We start from the raw sequence: 17,043 nt of genomic DNA, 5'->3' as shown, positions 1-17,043 counted from the left end.
GGCCCCGAGGTGAACACCTCGGGGCCTTTTGCATTTCTGTAGGAGCGGTCTGTGGCCGCGAAGGGTGCACTGCGGTGGGTCAGATGCATCGTCTAAACCCTTTCGCGGGCAGAGCCCGCGAATGCGTGTTGCGACTCAGCCGCGGCCGACGAAGACATCGCTATACAGCTGACTTCTGGGCAGGCCGGCCAGGAACAGCCTTCGGGAAAACTCTTCCACGCTGATCGGCGAGCCGCACACCAGGGCGATGGTCTGGCGCGACAGGAGGCGCAACGGCGGCGGCTCGCCTGCCGGGAACTGCTCTATCGCAAGGTTGGCATGAAGCTGGGCAAGCGCGCGCAACGGTTCATCCAGGTAGTGCTCGTTGGCCATGTGCAACAACCGGATCGGGCCGTGATGACCTTGTCGCAACGCTTCTCGCAGCACACCCCACAACGGAGCCAGACCCGTGCCGGCAGCGAACAACCACAATGGCCGGGCCTGCCATTCAGGATCGTAGTGCAAGGCTCCACCACGCACTTCGCCCAGCTGCAGAGTATCGCCAACCTTCAGGCGACGAGCCTGGTCGATGAAAGCACCGGGGCGCCGACAGTCCAGATGAAACTCCAGAAAGTCATCGGCCTGGGCGAGGCTGGCGATGGAATAGGGCCGCGCGATTTGCACGCCGTCGGGTGCAACCGTCCACAGCAGCATGTGCTGACCGGCCTGATACCGCAGCGGGCGCTGCGCCTCTAGTCGAAGGCGCAGCACGTTTGCCGAAGGCCAGTCACAGCCGATCACATGCGCCGTCACGCCGTCGCCCTGTGGATCGAAGACTGCCACCTGCAGATCCTCGACGACTTGACATTGACAGGCCAGGCGCCAGCCCTGTTCACGTTTGCTGGCATTCAAGGCGTCGGGCTTGCGGTCCTGTGGCTCACCGCCAACACAGCGCACCAGGCAGGCGTGGCAACTGCCGGCGCGACAACTGAAGGGCACCTGCAAGCCGGCCTGGTTGAGGGCGTCGAGCAGGTTACTGCCCGCCGCCACCGTCCAGCGCCGGCCACCGACGTCCAGCTCAGGCATCGGCCATGTCCCAGGCCGCCGCGCAGCGGTTGCGCCCCTCACCTTTGGCGCGATACAGCGCCTGGTCGGCACGCTGCAGCGCATCATCCAGATCATCGCCCTGCTTGAGCATCGTCATGCCCACCGACAGACTCAGATTGGCTGCGCCCAGCCCTTGCGGATCGGCGTCGGCAAAGGCGCTGCGCAGCCGCTCGCAGCACCGCACCAGCTGGTCTGCGTCGACTTCGGGCATGAGCAGCACGAATTCTTCACCGCCGTACCGGGCCAGCACGTCGCCGTCGCGCAGGCAATCCTGGGTCAAGGCCGCGAAGGCTTGCAGCACCTGGTCACCGGCCGCATGGCCGTGGATATCGTTGATGCGTTTGAAGTGATCGAGGTCGATCAGCGCCAGGCCATGCTCGACATCGGGCTTGAGCGTGGCCAGCTCGCGCGAGGCCAGGCGCAGGAAGTGTCGACGATTGAACAAGCCTGTCAGCTCATCGGTGGCGACCAGGTCTTCAAGCTGGCGCATCATGCCCCGCAGGGTGTCCTGATGGGCCTGCAAGGCATAACGGCGTTGGCGCATGCGTTGGCGCGAGGTTTGTACGTAGCTTGCATACATGCACAACCACAACAGCACCACCAGCATGGCGCAGATCTGCAGGGTGGCCAGGCCCGGGTCCGGCAGGGCCATGCGGTAGGCCTCCCACAGATTGACCCCGACGAAGGCGACGAACACCACCAGCGCACAGCGTACGAAGGCGCGACGTGGCAGGTGGAAAACGCCGAACAGCAGGATCAACACATACATCACCATGAAGGTGCCGCGTGCCACTTCCAGATTGCCGATCAACCAGGTGTGCCAGGCCACTGCCAGCAGCACTTGAAACTCGGTGAGGCTGGGATCGCTGAAACGTTGATTGGCACCGCTGCGAAATACCCAATACAGCGCGCCCTGGCTGATCGCGACCAGGCAGGTGGTGCCTACCGCCGTCACCAGAGACACGCGGCAATACTGCGTCAGAACCGCCACCCACACCAGCGCCACTACCAAAGCGTAAGTGCCGGCGGCCAGTGAGAAACGCTTGATCAGTAGATGTTGCAGGGTGGACTCGGTCACTCGCAAGCTCGCTGTGCTGAATGGGAATCCCTCCCCTGATTGCACCGTAATAGTGCAAAGGCGTGATGCCATAGTAATGGCCAAGGGGTGAAATAACTATTCAAATTTGGATTGCTCGACGAAGTCTACTGGCTACCGGACCAACGGCGTATCCGCCTCGACACCACGCCTACCCGCCATTGCGGAGTGTCAGCTCGATCCAGCCGCGGTATACTGCCGCGCCTTTTTCGCGCCGACCTGCTACAAGTTGACGCACCTCGAAAGCCATGCGCCAGGCAAGACCTGACCGGCTTTTTCAACGAATGTTCCCCACAAGAGGAGCGCGCCCCATGACCGTGATCAAACAAGACGACCTGATTCAGAGCGTCGCCGACGCCCTGCAATTCATTTCCTATTACCACCCCGTGGATTTCATTCAGGCCATGCACCAGGCCTACCTGCGTGAAGAATCCCCGGCGGCGCGCGACTCCATCGCCCAGATCCTGATCAACTCGCGCATGTGCGCCACCGGCCATCGGCCGATCTGCCAGGACACCGGCATCGTCACCGTGTTCGTGCGGGTAGGCATGGATGTGCGCTGGGACGGCGCCACCATGAGCCTGGACGACATGATCAACGAGGGCGTGCGCCGCGCCTACAACCTGCCGGAGAACGTGCTGCGCGCGTCCATCCTGGCCGACCCGGCTGGCGCTCGCCGCAACACCAAGGACAACACGCCGGCCGTGATCCACTACTCCATCGTTCCCGGCAACACCGTGGAGGTGGATGTGGCCGCCAAGGGCGGTGGCTCCGAGAACAAGTCGAAGATGGCCATGCTCAACCCGTCCGACTCGATCGTCGACTGGGTCCTCAAGACCGTGCCAACCATGGGCGCCGGCTGGTGCCCGCCCGGCATGCTCGGCATCGGTATCGGCGGCACGGCCGAAAAGGCTGCGGTGATGGCCAAGGAAGTGCTGATGGAGTCCATCGACATCCATGAGCTCAAGGCACGTGGCCCACAGAACCGCATCGAGGAGATCCGCCTGGAGCTGTTCGAGAAAGTCAACCAGCTGGGCATCGGCGCCCAGGGCCTCGGCGGCCTGACCACCGTGCTCGACGTCAAGATCATGGACTACCCGACCCACGCTGCCTCGCTGCCGGTGTGCATGATCCCCAACTGCGCCGCCACTCGCCACGCCCACTTCGTGCTCGACGGCTCCGGCCCGGCTGAACTCGAAGCGCCGGACCTGGACGCTTACCCGGAAATCGTCTGGGAAGCCGGCCCGTCGGCGCGCCGGGTCAATCTCGACACGCTGACGCCCGAAGAGGTGCAAAGCTGGCAACCCGGTGAAACCATCCTGCTCAATGGCAAGATGCTCACCGGCCGCGATGCGGCGCACAAGCGCATGGTCGAGATGCTGAACAGGGGTGAAACCCTGCCGGTCGACCTCAAGGGCCGCTTCATCTATTACGTCGGCCCGGTCGATCCGGTCCGCGAAGAAGTGGTAGGCCCTGCCGGCCCGACCACCGCCACGCGGATGGACAAGTTCACCCGGCAGATCCTCGACCAGACCGGCCTGCTGGGCATGATCGGCAAGTCCGAGCGCGGCCCAACCGCCATCGAGGCGATCAAGGACCACAAGGCCGTGTACCTGATGGCCGTGGGTGGCGCCGCCTACCTGGTGGCCCAGGCGATCAAGAAGTCGCGCGTGGTGGCCTTCGAAGAACTGGGCATGGAAGCGATCTACGAGTTCGACGTCAAGGACATGCCGGTCACCGTCGCCGTCGACAGCAAGGGTGAGTCGGTGCACATCACCGGGCCGGCCATCTGGCAAGCCAGGATCGCCGAAAGCCTGGCGGTGGAAGTGCAGTAAGCGTTTCGTGCTGAACCGAGAAGCCCGGCCCTGTGCCGGGCTTTTTGCGTTCATGAGCCGGATTCAGCTGGACTGGCGACCCTAACCGCGTTGCCAGGCTTTGCCTACCTATCAGTTCTGTGGATACCCCGCTCTCGGCAGGCCCGCTAAAAAGTCGGCCCTGATTACCCCCTTGAGCGAGGCACACCATGAACACACCTGAACTCCCCGACCCAGTTTTCGACGACGGCGACCACCTGCCTCCCGAGGTCGAGCTGCCCGAGCTGGCGGATCCAACACCCAACCCGCTGTTCGACAACCTTGTTCCACTCACTCCGGAAAATCGCCTGCTGAGCAGAATGAGCTTCACCGACGCGATGCCGGAAATGGGCATGAGCTCGGTGTTCGACATCATTCGCCAACCCAAGGCCGAATTCACCCGTCAGCTACGTACCCTCAGCGATGCCGATGGCGAACTGGCCTACGACAATGCCCTGTGCTACGCCACCCAGATCGCCCGTTCCTATCGTGAAGACGTCGTGTCCTCAGGCCGCAACCTGCCACTGATCGCTCCGCAGACCGGCGTGCGTGCACTGGTCGACATCGGCCCGAGCTACCCCAACCTGTTCAAGGAAAACTGGGACCAGTTCTGCAAGGTCGGCGCCATCGAAGCCATGGACGGCCCGGTGGCCTACCTGGGCTCGCTGCGCCGCTTTGCCGAGCAGAAGATCGAAGGCGCGTCCACGTCGCCCAAACGCATCCCACTGGCCGTGCGCCGGCCCGATCTGGACACGCTGGTGATCGATGAGCAGAGCACCTACCAGAGCGTGCCGATGCTGGACCTGGTGAACACTGTGTTGAGCCAGGGCATTGCCAAATACCAGACGGAAAAAGGCGACACGCGGCCGATTCATCAGCTTCTGGCAGAAAAGAAGCATCCGTTCGTGTTTCCGTATCACTTTGCGCATCAGCAGGTGAGTTTGGCGTTGAGCGGTGAAAAGCCGACGCTGGGGGAGTTGAACTACCGGATGAGTATCTCGCCGCTCGGCGAGGAGTCTGCTTATGGATCCGTAGGAATAAGCGCTACCGTCGCCCAAATTGGATTGGCAGGTTTGAGTCCAACTATCGAGACGCTGGTGACATCGGCCTCCCCGTTCAGCCATTTCTATGTATCACTGCGCGATCTACTGGGTAATAAACAATTCCTGACGCCAGGCGCCGAACAATTCAAGTCACACAAGCACTTCACTAGTGGCTTTCTGATGCCGTCACAAACCTCCGTTAAGTCGGTCGAGCCTCCGGCTTTGCAGTTGGAGTGGTCTTCATCGAGGGATGACACACTTGCTCATCTAGTGTTCACAGGGGCCGAGCAGTCTATTAGAGAGCTGCCCGTCAAGTTTGCCAGTCAGGATTTTCCAGCCGCCAAAAAATGGCACATGCACAACGCTGTCTACGGCAGCACGCTGAATACCAAGACACTAATAATTACCTATTCGGGCACCGATGCTGCGTTGAGCGACGCCGCTGGCCGCCGCTGTGATGTGTTGATCACGGCACAATCCTGGTCGCAGCTCGAGGACTGGGCACCTTCGAAGCGGGTTGCACCTTGGAAATTCACCTTCACGCCTGACGACGACTGTGCTCTGAATGACCAAGAGCGCGCGTTTTTTGTCACGCACTACGGAGTGGATTTTACCCATGGCTCGATGAATCCACTGGTTGGCCTGGACCGTTTTCTTCACTCCACAGACCTTGACAGTAAGGCCACGGAAAACCTGCTCGCAGTCAAGGCATTCGCCCCCATACAGTCGCCTAACTTCATCTCCCTCAACCGCATGGCCACCGGCATTCGCGGTTCCAGACCTTTCCCCCGCTCCAATCACTACGGAGCCAGCTACATAAACGGCATTGGTGGGAAGGACTCAGGCACAAAATCTTATGACAACTACGACAACACTATCGGCCTGGCCAAAGCCACCTCTGGCGATAAATGGCAGCTGACCAATACCAGCCTCGAGCGATACGACCGGCTGCAACGCATGATCCGGCTGCAGAAGGCTACCGGCCTCTCGTTCGCTCAGCTGGACATTCTCATGATCGGCGCCATGCGTTCTGAAAGTGATGCCAATGCTGGACTGCTAATCAACGGCAATACGCTCAGGACACTCGGGATGTACCGCTACTTCAGCCGCGAGTACTCGATTGCGGCTGATGAGTTTGCCGCATTCGTACACCATGTCTCGCCCTACGCCGCGACGGGTCAGGTTTCCATGCTCGACAAAGCGTTCAATACACCCGTGCTCTTCGATAGGCCTTTGGTGATCGATGACGGTGGTTTCAACCTGAACTCCTCTGATCCACTGCACCAGAAAACCGTCGCGCAACTTTGCGCAAGCCTGGGCGTTCAACCAGGGCAAGAGTTCGAACGCTTGGTCGCCGACACCCTGACTGCCGTGACGCCATTGAAACGCTCGCTGGCAGTGGTGTCCTCGCTTTACCGCCAAGCCCGTATCGCGCAGATGTTCGGTCTCTCGGCCAGCGACTTCTGGGAGCTGACGACCTTGCTGGGTGGCAGCGCCTATCGCGGGTCGATTGCCAGCGGTCGCTTGAAAGCGCTGGACTCCGCTGGCAAGGACATCCTCGACATCCTGATGGAACTGGACTGGGCCGTGCGCTGGCTCAAGGCCAATAAACTCACGGTCACCGGGCTGCTCGCCTTGTTGAGCACGGACGCTGCACAGGAGCCATGCGACGCCCTGCTCGAGCGCCTGCAGCAGATGGCCGATGAGGGCCGTACCTTGGCCGTGAACGCCGCTACGGTTTCCGCCCTCGGTCTGCCCAACACAGCCACCGGCGCGGCTATCGACTGGCACACGGAACTGGGCAAAGGGACCTCAGCCATTATCGATGCGGCTGGGCTGGTGAAGCCGCTTCAACCAACGCTGACCGACACCGATCAGCAGCAGTTGGCAGAAAAGGTTCGCTCCCTGGTCGCCTCGCTGGGGCTGGCCGCCAATGACGTCCAGATCGCCGAAGACACACTGAATACGTATCTGGCCAACGCCCTGTGCCGCCAGCAGAGGCTTGTGGAAGGCCTGCTGCAGGAACACACCACGCTCCTGCCGGAATTGGCGGTATGGGTCGCTCACTGCGCCGATGTTTCACCTTACCGCCTGCTCGAGCGCACCTTCCAGGCCTGGCCGATGGACGCCGAGCCCGATGCCGCCAAAGTGAGTACGGTTCTGGCCGACCTGCGCCAGATCGGCACCTGCGCACGCGCTGTCAGCTGGGCCAAGGTTGGCGCCGCCGCATTGCGCAGCTTCGTCGTCAACCCGGTGTGGCTGGGGTGCGAAAGCCTGTGGCCGTTGTCCTTGAACACCCTGCACCTGCTCAAGGCCTACGACAGCCTGTTCAACACCCTGGGCCAGCCGGAAGAGCGCCTGCTCGGTTACGTGCAGCAGGCCAATGCATTGGTATCCAGACGCCCCGGCAAACGCCAACTGGCGGTCCAGTCGCAAACCTGCAATGCCGCACTGGCGAGCTTGCTGGGCTGGAGCGAAAGCGAGGTGGCGGTGCTCACCGCGCTGCTGCCTCAGCAAACCGCCAAGACGGTTGCCCATATCGACTGGGTGCGCCGCGCACAGGCCCTTTCGCTGGAAACCGGCCTCGACGCCGCGACCCTGCTCAAAGCCTGCTCCCTGCATGCCGACAGCCCCGAAGCTGACTGGCAAGCGGTGGGCCAGGCGGCCATGGCGGCCGTGAGCCGCTGATTCACCAGATGTTCAGGCAGGCCTCTTCGCGGGTAGAGCCCTCTGCCCGCGAAGGCCGCGCCGCTTTTACAAGGTGATTCGCTTACCCAACAGCCCTGGGAAACCAGCCCAGGTCGGCCGGTCACGCCAGTGCCGCTGCCCTGTTGTCCTGCCCGGACGCTTCGTTTAGCTCGATATCAACGACATGCCCACCTGCCTGCTTTATCTCAGGCGCGCAGGCCAGGCATGCCCCTGCATCCACGCCCTCCCCAGCTCACCTGCAGCCGCCAGCAACTGCGCGTCATGCCACATCGCAGCTCGCCCCGTCGCAACCTCGCACCCGTTACAGCACCTTCTCGTCCAGGCACCCAGCCTACCCGACAGCCCACCATCGACAGTGCCTGAAACGGCACCATCACCTCAGCATTCAACCTGGTCGCCTGCCAGCATCAGTATCTGCTTGGCCGCGATGATGTTATTTCTCCGCAGTAACGTGGTCGGCTACAAAACGCCCCAGTCCTTGCGACAGCTCGGCGTACACACCTGTGCAGTGCACGGATGCCCCGGTTTTCAGGGCTTTCGAGGTAGCAACAGGGCATCTCATAACGCCATTGAACAGCCCTGGCTACCTATCAGTTCTATGGATACCCCACCCTTCGCTCGCCCGCTAAAACATTGGCCTTGATCAGCCTGATGAGCGAGCCCCCGCATGACCACACCTGAACGCCCCGACCCAGTTTTCGATGACGGCGACCACCTGCTTCCCGAGGTCGAGCTGCCCGAGCTGGCGGATCCAACACCCAACCCGCTGTTCGACAACCTTGTTCCACTCACTCCGGAAAATCGCCTGCTGAGCAGAATGAGCTTCACCGACGCGATGCCGGAAATGGGCATGAGCTCGGTGTTCGACATCATTCGCCAACCCAAGGCCGAATTCACCCGTCAGCTACGTACCCTCAGCGATGCCGATGGCGAACTGGCCTACGACAATGCCCTGTGCTACGCCACCCAGATCGCCCGTTCCTATCGTGAAGACGTCGTGTCCTCAGGCCGCAACCTGCCACTGATCGCCCCGCAGACCGGCGTGCGTGCACTGGTCGACATCGGCCCGAGCTACCCCAACCTGTTCAAGGAAAACTGGGACCAGTTCTGCAAGGTCGGCGCCATCGAAGCCATGGACGGCCCGGTGGCCTACCTGGGCTCGTTGCGCCGCTTTGCCGAGCAGAAGATCGAAGGCGCATCTACCTCGCCGCTGCGGATACCACTGGCGGTGCGCCGGCCGGATCTCGACAGCCTGGTGATCGACGAGCAGAGCACCTACCAGAGCCGCCCGATGCTGGACTTGGTGAACACGGTGCTCACCCAGGGCATCGAGAAGTATCAGGTAGAAAAAGAAGACCCACGGCCGGTGCATCAACTGCTGGCCGAGAAGAAACACCCGTTCGTCTTTCCCTATCACTTTGCCCATCAGCAGGTGAGTTTGGCGCTGGAAGGTGACAAGCCAGTACTGGGTGCGCTGAACCTGGCGCTGAGGACGGGTCTGCAAGCATCTGCCCATCCTGTGGATCAACGTAACGCCTTGGCGCTGTTGTCCGGTTTGAGCCCTGCGCAGCAACATCTGTTAATGGCCGAAAGGCGCTTTCCAGCCTTCAACTTGTCGCTGCAAGGCCCTAGCTGGTACACACCAATCATTTCAAACATCCACCTGTGGGACAGCAACACCACTCATATCGAGATACCTGAGCAAGAGTCGGTCATAAGCGTTTTACACACTGACAGCGATACGCTGATAGAAATGCGCCTGATCAACAATGGCCGATCCCAGACAGTCAAACTGCGTGGTCGAGTGCTTCAGGAAGGTGCTGGCGGCAGTTGGAAAATGAGCCATCAGCACGCGGATGGTAACTTGGGCATTTGTTTTGTTCTCTATTACAAAGCCGAAGATAATCCCGGAGTGGAGTTGGCACTTCACTATGATGCCCCTCTGGTATTGAACGTCATGGTGACCGTTGCCGGCCAATCGCGCATCGGTCGCCAGATGGTGTTCGATGTCAGTACGCTTGGCGATCCTGTTCTGGGCCGTGATTTGAACGTTGCCGAGCGCGACTATCTCCAGGCCCACCTGGCAATTGACCAACGTAACCTCGGCGAGTCGCTGTTGAACCGGGCCAAGGTCTTCTGCGACAAGACCGGCGTCGATGCCGAACAGCTGACGGCACTGCTCTCGCAAAAAGACCATAGCCCTCACATCTCGCCCAATTGCCCCATCCGCAACAAGACCGGTGCCAGCAACCCGCTGCGACGTTCGCCTACACCGATGAACTATGGCGCTGTTTTCATCAACGGCAACGGGGCCATTGATCGCTTCAAACCCCGCGACAACAGCTATCAGTACAACAACGCTGTTTCCCTTGTGGAAGAAACGCTGGGCAGCGAGCGTACTGTCTATCTGGCCTATACCTCACTGGATAGGTTCGACCGAATGCAGCGCATGATCCGCCTGCAACGTTGGACCAAACTGCCATTCGCCGAGTTGGATACCCTGATCGTCTCGGCCATGCGCGCGGAAGGCGATGCCAACCCTGACTTGACCCTCAATCCTAATACATTGCGCATGCTGGGCGCTTATCGCTATCTCAATGGCCGCCATGGCATTGGCGCTGAAGAGTTCGCCGCGTTCGTTCATGATGTGTCTGCGTTCGCCAGCGGCACCCGCACACCGCTGTTCGACCAGGTATTCAACAACCCGGTACTGTTCGGCACACCCCTGGTTCTGGACCACGGCTCATTCAGCCACACCAGTGACGACCCTGCCCACCAAGCCACTGTCAATCAGCTGTGCGCAGGGCTTGGCTTGACACCTGAGGCATTCGCCGCGGTCGCGCTTCAGACCATCGAGCATGTCGGTCCTCTCAACCGCTCACTGCTCACGGTGTCGGCTTTGTACCGACTGACCCGAATCGCACGCCTGTTCAGGCTCGAGGTAGAAGACTGTCTTTACCTGATCGAGTGCCTGGGCGGCCGCACCTACCTGCGCCATTGCACTGTTGGCACGCTCCTGCAAGGTAATGAAACGCAAACGGACGTGCTGGATATCCTCATTCATCTGGATGGCGTGGTCGACTGGTTGGGGCGCCACAAGTTGAGCGTTGCCAAGGTGAGGACGCTACTTGCGGTGGATGCCGAGGCCAGCCCGACCACAGGCGTGCTCGAACGTCTGCAACAGCTGGCAAGCGACGGTCGCAGCACTGCCGTGACACCGGTGGCAGTGGCCGCCTTGGCTTTGCCCGGCAAGGCCACAGGGGCGACCATCGACTGGTTCAGCGAACTGGGCAAGGGCGCCAACGCCTTCATCGACAGTGCAGGGTTGATCAAGCCACCGAACGCAAACGTGGCAGGCAGTGATCACGCGCAACTGGCCGCGCAGGTCCGCGCCTTGATCGCAACCCTGGGTCTGGGGAGTGACGACGTGGCTGCCGCTGAAACCCGGCTTACTGCTTTCTTGCTCGACGCCTGGGCCCGCCAACAGCGCTTGGTCGAAGGCCTGCTGCAGGAACACACCACGCTCCTGCCGGAATTGGCGGTATGGGTCGCTCACTGCGCCGATGTTTCACCCTACCGCCTGCTCGAGCGCACCCTCCAGGCCTGGCCGATGGACGCCGAGCCCGATGCCGCCAAAGTGAGTGCGGTTCTGGCCGACCTGCGCCAGATCGGCACCTGCGCACGCGCTGTCAGCTGGGCCAAGGTCGGCGCCGCCGCACTGCGCACCTTCGTCGTCAACCCGGCGTGGCTGGGGTGCGACAGCCTGTGGCCGTTGTCCTTGAACACGCTGCACCTGCTCAAGGCCTACGACAGCCTGTTCAACACCCTGGGCCAGCCAGAAGAGCGCCTGCTCGGCTACTTGCAGCAGGCCAATGCACAGGTCTCCAAACGCCCCGGCAAACGCCAACTGGCGGTCCAGTCGCAAACCTGCAATGCCGCACTGGCGAGCTTGCTGGGCTGGAGCGAAAGCGAGGTGGCGGTGCTCACCGCGCTGCTGCCTCAGCAAACCGCCAAGACCGTTGCCCATATCGACTGGGTGCGCCGCGCACAGGCCCTTTCGCTGGAAACCGGCCTCAACGCCGCGACCCTGCTCAAAGCCTGCTCCCTGCATGCCGACAGCCCCGAAGCTGACTGGCAAGCGGTGGGCCAGGCGGCCATGGCGGCTGTAAACCGCTGATTCACTGGGTGTCCAGGCCGGCCCCTTCGCGGGCAGAGGGCTCAGCCGCCCGCCCCACTCCCACAGGGGATCGTCGCTGCACCACAGCACTCTGTGGGAGCGGGGCGGGCGGCTGAGCCCTCTCCCCGCGAGGGGGCCGGGCCTGACACCCATCCATACATCCTCAATAACGGAACTCATTGCATGACCATCGCAGCCACACTCAACGAAAGCTTTCGCGACGCCCTCGTCGCCTACTACCTGGGCGAAGTCGTGCCCAACGACGCCACCCTGGCCGACCTTGGCCTGGCCAATAAACTGAAAACCGAAAACGACCTGTACGAATACCTGCTGCTGGACACCCAGGTCACCCAGGCCGTGGAAACCAGCCCCGTAGCCAGTGCCATCGCCAGTCTGCAGCAGTACATCAACGGCGCGCTGCTGGGCATGGAGCCGGGTTACAACGACGTACGCTTCAGCGAAGCGCTGCTCGGCGAATGGCGCGACCAGCGTAGCCAGTACCCGTTGTGGGCCGCCAACCAGCAGTTGGCCTGGTACCCCTCGCTGTACATTGACCCCTCGCTGCGGATGAAGAAATCCAGCTATTTCCAGCAGCTCGAGAACGACATCAATCAGAACCGCATCAGTTTGGACACTACTCAGGAGGCGGTGCAGAACTACCTGGCCAGCTTCGAGGAAGTGGCCAATCTGAGCATCATCAACGGTTACATCGCCGGCACCGACTTCAAAGAGTCCACCTACTACTTCATCGGCAAGTCCCGCGCCGAGGGCGCCTACTACTGGCGCTCGGTGAACATGGCCGAACGTACCTACGTCAGTGGTACTCAAGGGCCGAAGGTGGACAATCCGAACCCAGGGGCTTGGTCGGATTGGAAACGGGCAAACCTGCCGATCTCCGACGGCGCCATCGAGAAGACCATCCGTCCGGTGTACTTCAATAACCGCTTGTTCGTGGTGTGGGTGGAGCACGCAAAGGGTCTGGAGCCCGCTCAAACGGGCGAGCTCGAGGCTACGCCGCCTGGGACCGGTAACACTTATCCGCATCGGACGCTCGAAAACGCCAAGCCAAAAAGCTCTGCCAAGCTAAGGTTGAATATCACCTACAAGAAATACGACGACAGCTGGAGCGCGCCCCAGTGCTATCTGGAAGTCGAGGCAGACCAGCACGCAGTAATCAGCGCCGATGGCTCTCTGGACGTGAATGTCATCGCTGTGGTGGACACTTCCACGTCGCCAGAGGCGCTATTGCTGGCCATGTATGGCGGATACAACGCTGGCAGCAGCGCCGACGGCAGCAACGACACCTACAAAATGCTCAAGACCTTGAAGCTTGACAAGAACTTCAACGCGATTGCGCTTTTCCCTATGCGAGGCTTGGTGGACAACAACACCGGTGACACCGGCGCAATGCGCACCTTGGTATTGCGCGCGTGCAGGCTGTTGGGAAATGCCAATGCCGGTCGTTTTCAATTCCCTATGGCCGGGGCAACGATCACGATCAAATCAGTCACCACCACTGCTCCTCATACCAATAACGCGGCTGGCATCAGAGGCTGGAACCATGAAGGCTGGCAAAGCCGGATCGCTCAGAGTCAGAGTGGAAGCTCAGTAAGATTCAACGCCGCCGACAACAAACTCACGTTCACCACAGATGTAGCGCAAGCCTTCACACGCCGCAGCACCCCGACGAAGATCGTGTTGACGGTTACGGGCACTCACGACTGCGTCATTTCCCTCTCTCTACCGGCCACAAATGCCACTACGGGCTGGGTGAAACTGACGGAGAGCTCGACGTTTTCGGCCACAGGACCGTACAAACGCAACGGTGCCTTTCAATTCTGGATTTTCGCCAGTCTCGAACCATTCAACTCCCTCCTAAGTGACAGCGCCAGCGGCGGAGCTGTGAACTTGAACGCTGCTGGTGGCAGCGCGAACTTAGTCGGCAAGTACGTAAACATGGCGATGCTGCGATACCTAATCGACCATATCGGCAACGGTGGCGGATCAACCCTATGGATCTATCAGCCTGAAGTTTTCATTCTTCCGGTTCGTGCAGAGTATACCTGCGCGATTCCACCATCGGTGACCACTCGCTATCAGCACTTCCTTGCCCGTCCGTCCTCGATGAACACCCCTACCCCTGCCAGCATGCTCGACAAAGTAAATTTGAGCGTCGCAGGTGTTAGCTTCGAACTGTTACCCACGCAGCATGCGCGGACCATCACCATTCCCATTGATCCAGAGACCCTGCGACCGGGCTGGTCCACCAGTTGGCCTGACAATAGCTTTACCGTGATGCACGGTGTCTATGTTACCCACGACACAAGCGGGGCCGTCAGTAGTGCCGGCCATTGCGTCAAAGCCACCAAGATCGAGTTGCAAGCCATCGGCAGCCAGGATGCACTGCGCGCGCCCAAGATATCCCTGCATGCCCATCCGACCTTGGGGACCGCTGAATTCATCGACTTCACCGGGTCGACCGTCGCCCGAAACGATGCCAATAATGGTGCCCGTAGACCCATTCGCATGAACACGCTGTTTGCGCGCAATCTGATCGAACGCGCCAACATTTCTCTGGAAAACCTGCTGTCCTGGGAAACGCAGAACCAACCAGAACCAGCGCTGAGCGCGGGGGGTCAAGACCCGCTGATGGACTTCAAAGGCGCCAACGGCCTGTACTTCTGGGAACTGTTCTTCCACCTGCCGTTCCTTATCAGCCACCGCCTGAACACCGAGCAACAGTTCAGCGAAGCCGAGCACTGGCTCAGCTTCATCTTCGACCCGAGCCGACGCGCCGACAGCAGCGGCCGTCCCGACTACTGGAACGTGCGCCCGCTGGTGGACGACCTGAGCCGCGAGCGTGCCACCCGCGCGCCGATCGATCCGGACGGCATCGCCAGCGACAACCCGGTGCACTACCGCAAGGCGGTGTACAGCCACTTCGTTCGCAACCTGCTGGACCGCGGCGATGCGGCGTATCGCCAGTTGACGCCGGATGCGTTGAACGAAGCCAAGCTTTGGTATGTGCGCGTACTGGACCTGTTGGGCCCGCGTCCGGACAAGCGCCTGGTCAGTGGCTGGAAGCCGCTGACGCTGAAAAAGCTGTCGGATTCGGTCAGTGGCGGGCTGCGCGCGTTCGAGCAACGTTTGATCGAGCAGGAGCGCCTGGTCGCCGAAAGTGCCGCCGAGAACGACGGTCGGTCACTTATCATCTTCCAGCAGCCGCCGCTGGCGCTCATGCCTTTTGCGGTCGACCCTTCGCTGGCCGAACTCGACAGCCCGCATTTCCGCGTGGCCCTGAACCGCGAACTGGTGCAGAACTGGGACACTGCCGAAGCGCGGCTGCGCAACCTGCGCCATAACCACACCCTGGACGGCAAGCCGCTGCAGTTGCCACTGTTCGCCGCACCGCTGGATCCACGCGCGCTGATGTCGGCGTTCGGCTCCGCAGCCGCCGGGGGCGGTAGCGGTCGGTTGCTCGGCCAGGAAATCCCGCACTACCGTTTCAGCGTCATGTACAACCGTGCCAGTGCTGCAGTGGAAAACCTGATCCAGTTCGGCAGTACGCTGCTGTCGCTGCTCGAACGCAAGGACAACGCTCAACTGCAGGAAATGCAACAGCAGCAAGCCTGGGACATGGCCAAGCAGGCCATCGTCCTGCAGCAGCTGGTTCAGGGTGTGGAGGCCGAAGGCCGCAAGGCGCTGTTGGCCAGTCGTGCAATCGCTGAAAATCGCTTGAGCCATTACGCCACCCTGGCTTCTGAAGTCGTGAGCGCCGGCGAAGTGTCTGCCGGCGCCCTGCACCTGCAAGGTCGAGTCGCCGAAGGGGTGGGCTTCGTCTCCCAGGCCATCGGCGAGGGCCTCAAGGTAGCGCCCAATCAGGTCGGTGCAGTGGGCGGTGTGATCGCCGGCATGGCCGGTGGCGCAATCGTCGGCGCCACCACGGGCGGCTGGCGCCTGGAAGGCGTCACCGGTATTGCCACCGCCGTGGCGCAGGGCATGGCCACCGCGTTCCATGGTGCAGCCGAAGCCCTGGACCGTACCGAGCAATACCGTCGTCGCCATCAGGAATGGATGCACGCCGAAGACCAGGCCAAACGCGAGATCGAGCAGATCGATGCGCAACTGGCGGTGCACGACGAGCAGGCCAAGGTCACCGCCGAGCAGTTGCGGCAGACCGAACTGATGGTCGATCAAGCGGCCACCACCTATCAGTTCCTCAACAAACGCTTCACCAATGCCCAGCTCTACCAATGGCTCAACGGCCAGTTCGCCACCTTCTACTACCAGGCCTACGACACCACCCTGTCGCTGTGCCTGGCGGCCGAAGCCTGCTGGCAGTACGAGATCGCCGACCTGAAGACCCGTTTCATTCAGCCGGGAGCCTGGAAGGACAGCTACCGCGGCCTCACCGCCGGTGAGTCGCTCAAGCTGAACCTGATGAAGATGGAAGCGGCGTACCTGCAACGCAATGCGCGCTCGCTGGAGATCACCAAGACCGTATCTGTGCGCCGTCTGCAGGAAACCGAGGCCAAGCCGTGGGCGACCATCGTCGAGGACCTGGGCAAGACCGGTGGGCTGGAAATCAAGCTGGAACAGGGCCTCTTCGACAACGACTACCCCGGCCAGTACCTGCGCCGCATCAAGCGCGTCAGCGTGACCTTGCCAGCGGTGCTGGGCCCTTACGAGGACCTGGCGGCCGTCCTTACGCAAACCTACAGCAAGGTGGAAATGGCCGACACGGTGGGTGCCAACGTCTGGGAAAACATGCGCGCCAGCCAACAGATCGCCCTGTCCAGCGGTGTCGACGACGACGGCATGTTCACCCTGAACTTCGACGACGAGCGCTACCTGCCGTTCGAGGGCACCGGCGCGGTGTCGACCTGGAACCTGCGTTTCACCCGCTCCACGCCCGAGCTGTTGGCGGCGTTGAGCGATGTGATCGTGCGGGTTAGCTACACGGCGAAGTCGGCGTAGTTCGGGCGGTCGCTTTCGCGGGCAGAAGGCTCGCAAACAAGGCGACTCATCATTCAAAGGACCGGGCCACGCGCTCGGTCTCTATCCCATCTTCAGTGATAC

6 protein-coding genes are annotated in these 17,043 nt (G+C 61.4%); 4 read left to right on the top strand and 2 right to left on the bottom strand.

Features of this window, described 5'->3' with window-relative positions; translation table 11 throughout:
• Positions 1 to 135: 135 nt before the first annotated feature.
• Both IFT75_RS05575 and IFT75_RS05570 read right to left on the bottom strand, forming a co-directional pair.
• On the bottom strand, positions 136 to 1,065 hold the full coding sequence (locus IFT75_RS05575) for an iron-sulfur-binding ferredoxin reductase (RefSeq protein ID WP_192053712.1): 930 nt from the start codon (positions 1,063 to 1,065) through the stop codon (positions 136 to 138).
• On the bottom strand, positions 1,058 to 2,164 hold the full coding sequence (locus IFT75_RS05570; protein ID WP_122479346.1) for a GGDEF domain-containing protein: 1,107 nt from the start codon (positions 2,162 to 2,164) through the stop codon (positions 1,058 to 1,060). Before IFT75_RS05570 ends, IFT75_RS05575 begins: the two co-directional genes overlap by 8 nt.
• A 329-nt stretch (positions 2,165 to 2,493) precedes the next feature.
• Between IFT75_RS05570 and IFT75_RS05565 the strand changes: the two genes are divergently transcribed.
• From IFT75_RS05565 to IFT75_RS05550, 4 genes are all read left to right on the top strand, one after another.
• Entirely contained in the window at positions 2,494 to 4,017 is a 1,524-nt protein-coding gene (locus IFT75_RS05565; protein ID WP_122479347.1) for a fumarate hydratase, read from the top strand.
• 188 nt (positions 4,018 to 4,205) lie between these two features.
• Positions 4,206 to 7,766 (top strand): Tc toxin subunit A, encoded by a 3,561-nt coding sequence (locus tag IFT75_RS05560; RefSeq protein WP_192053710.1) that lies wholly within the window; start codon positions 4,206 to 4,208, stop codon positions 7,764 to 7,766.
• A 688-nt stretch (positions 7,767 to 8,454) separates the two neighbouring features.
• Entirely contained in the window at positions 8,455 to 11,964 is a 3,510-nt protein-coding gene (locus IFT75_RS05555; protein WP_192053708.1) for a Tc toxin subunit A, read from the top strand.
• 183 nt (positions 11,965 to 12,147) lie between these two features.
• Positions 12,148 to 16,941, top strand: a complete 4,794-nt coding sequence (locus IFT75_RS05550; protein ID WP_192053706.1) for a Tc toxin subunit A-related protein — start codon at positions 12,148 to 12,150, stop codon at positions 16,939 to 16,941.
• Positions 16,942 to 17,043 lie beyond the last annotated feature (102 nt).

Source organism: Pseudomonas sp. CFBP 8758 (genome assembly GCF_014841725.1).
GTDB classification, from domain to species: Bacteria; Pseudomonadota; Gammaproteobacteria; order Pseudomonadales; family Pseudomonadaceae; genus Aquipseudomonas; species Aquipseudomonas baltica.
This window is presented reverse-complemented; position numbering and strand designations above follow the sequence as displayed.

What these genes read in the sequence shown, in the direction of transcription:
- IFT75_RS05575 (WP_192053712.1), bottom strand. Translation starts at nt 1,065, where the DNA reads ATGCCTGAGCTGGACGTCGGTGGCCGGCGCTGGACGGTGGCGGCGGGC.
- IFT75_RS05565 (WP_122479347.1), top strand. Translation starts at nt 2,494, where the DNA reads ATGACCGTGATCAAACAAGACGACCTGATTCAGAGCGTCGCCGACGCC.
- IFT75_RS05555 (WP_192053708.1), top strand. Translation starts at nt 8,455, where the DNA reads ATGACCACACCTGAACGCCCCGACCCAGTTTTCGATGACGGCGACCAC.
- IFT75_RS05560 (WP_192053710.1), top strand. Translation starts at nt 4,206, where the DNA reads ATGAACACACCTGAACTCCCCGACCCAGTTTTCGACGACGGCGACCAC.
- IFT75_RS05550 (WP_192053706.1), top strand. Translation starts at nt 12,148, where the DNA reads ATGACCATCGCAGCCACACTCAACGAAAGCTTTCGCGACGCCCTCGTC.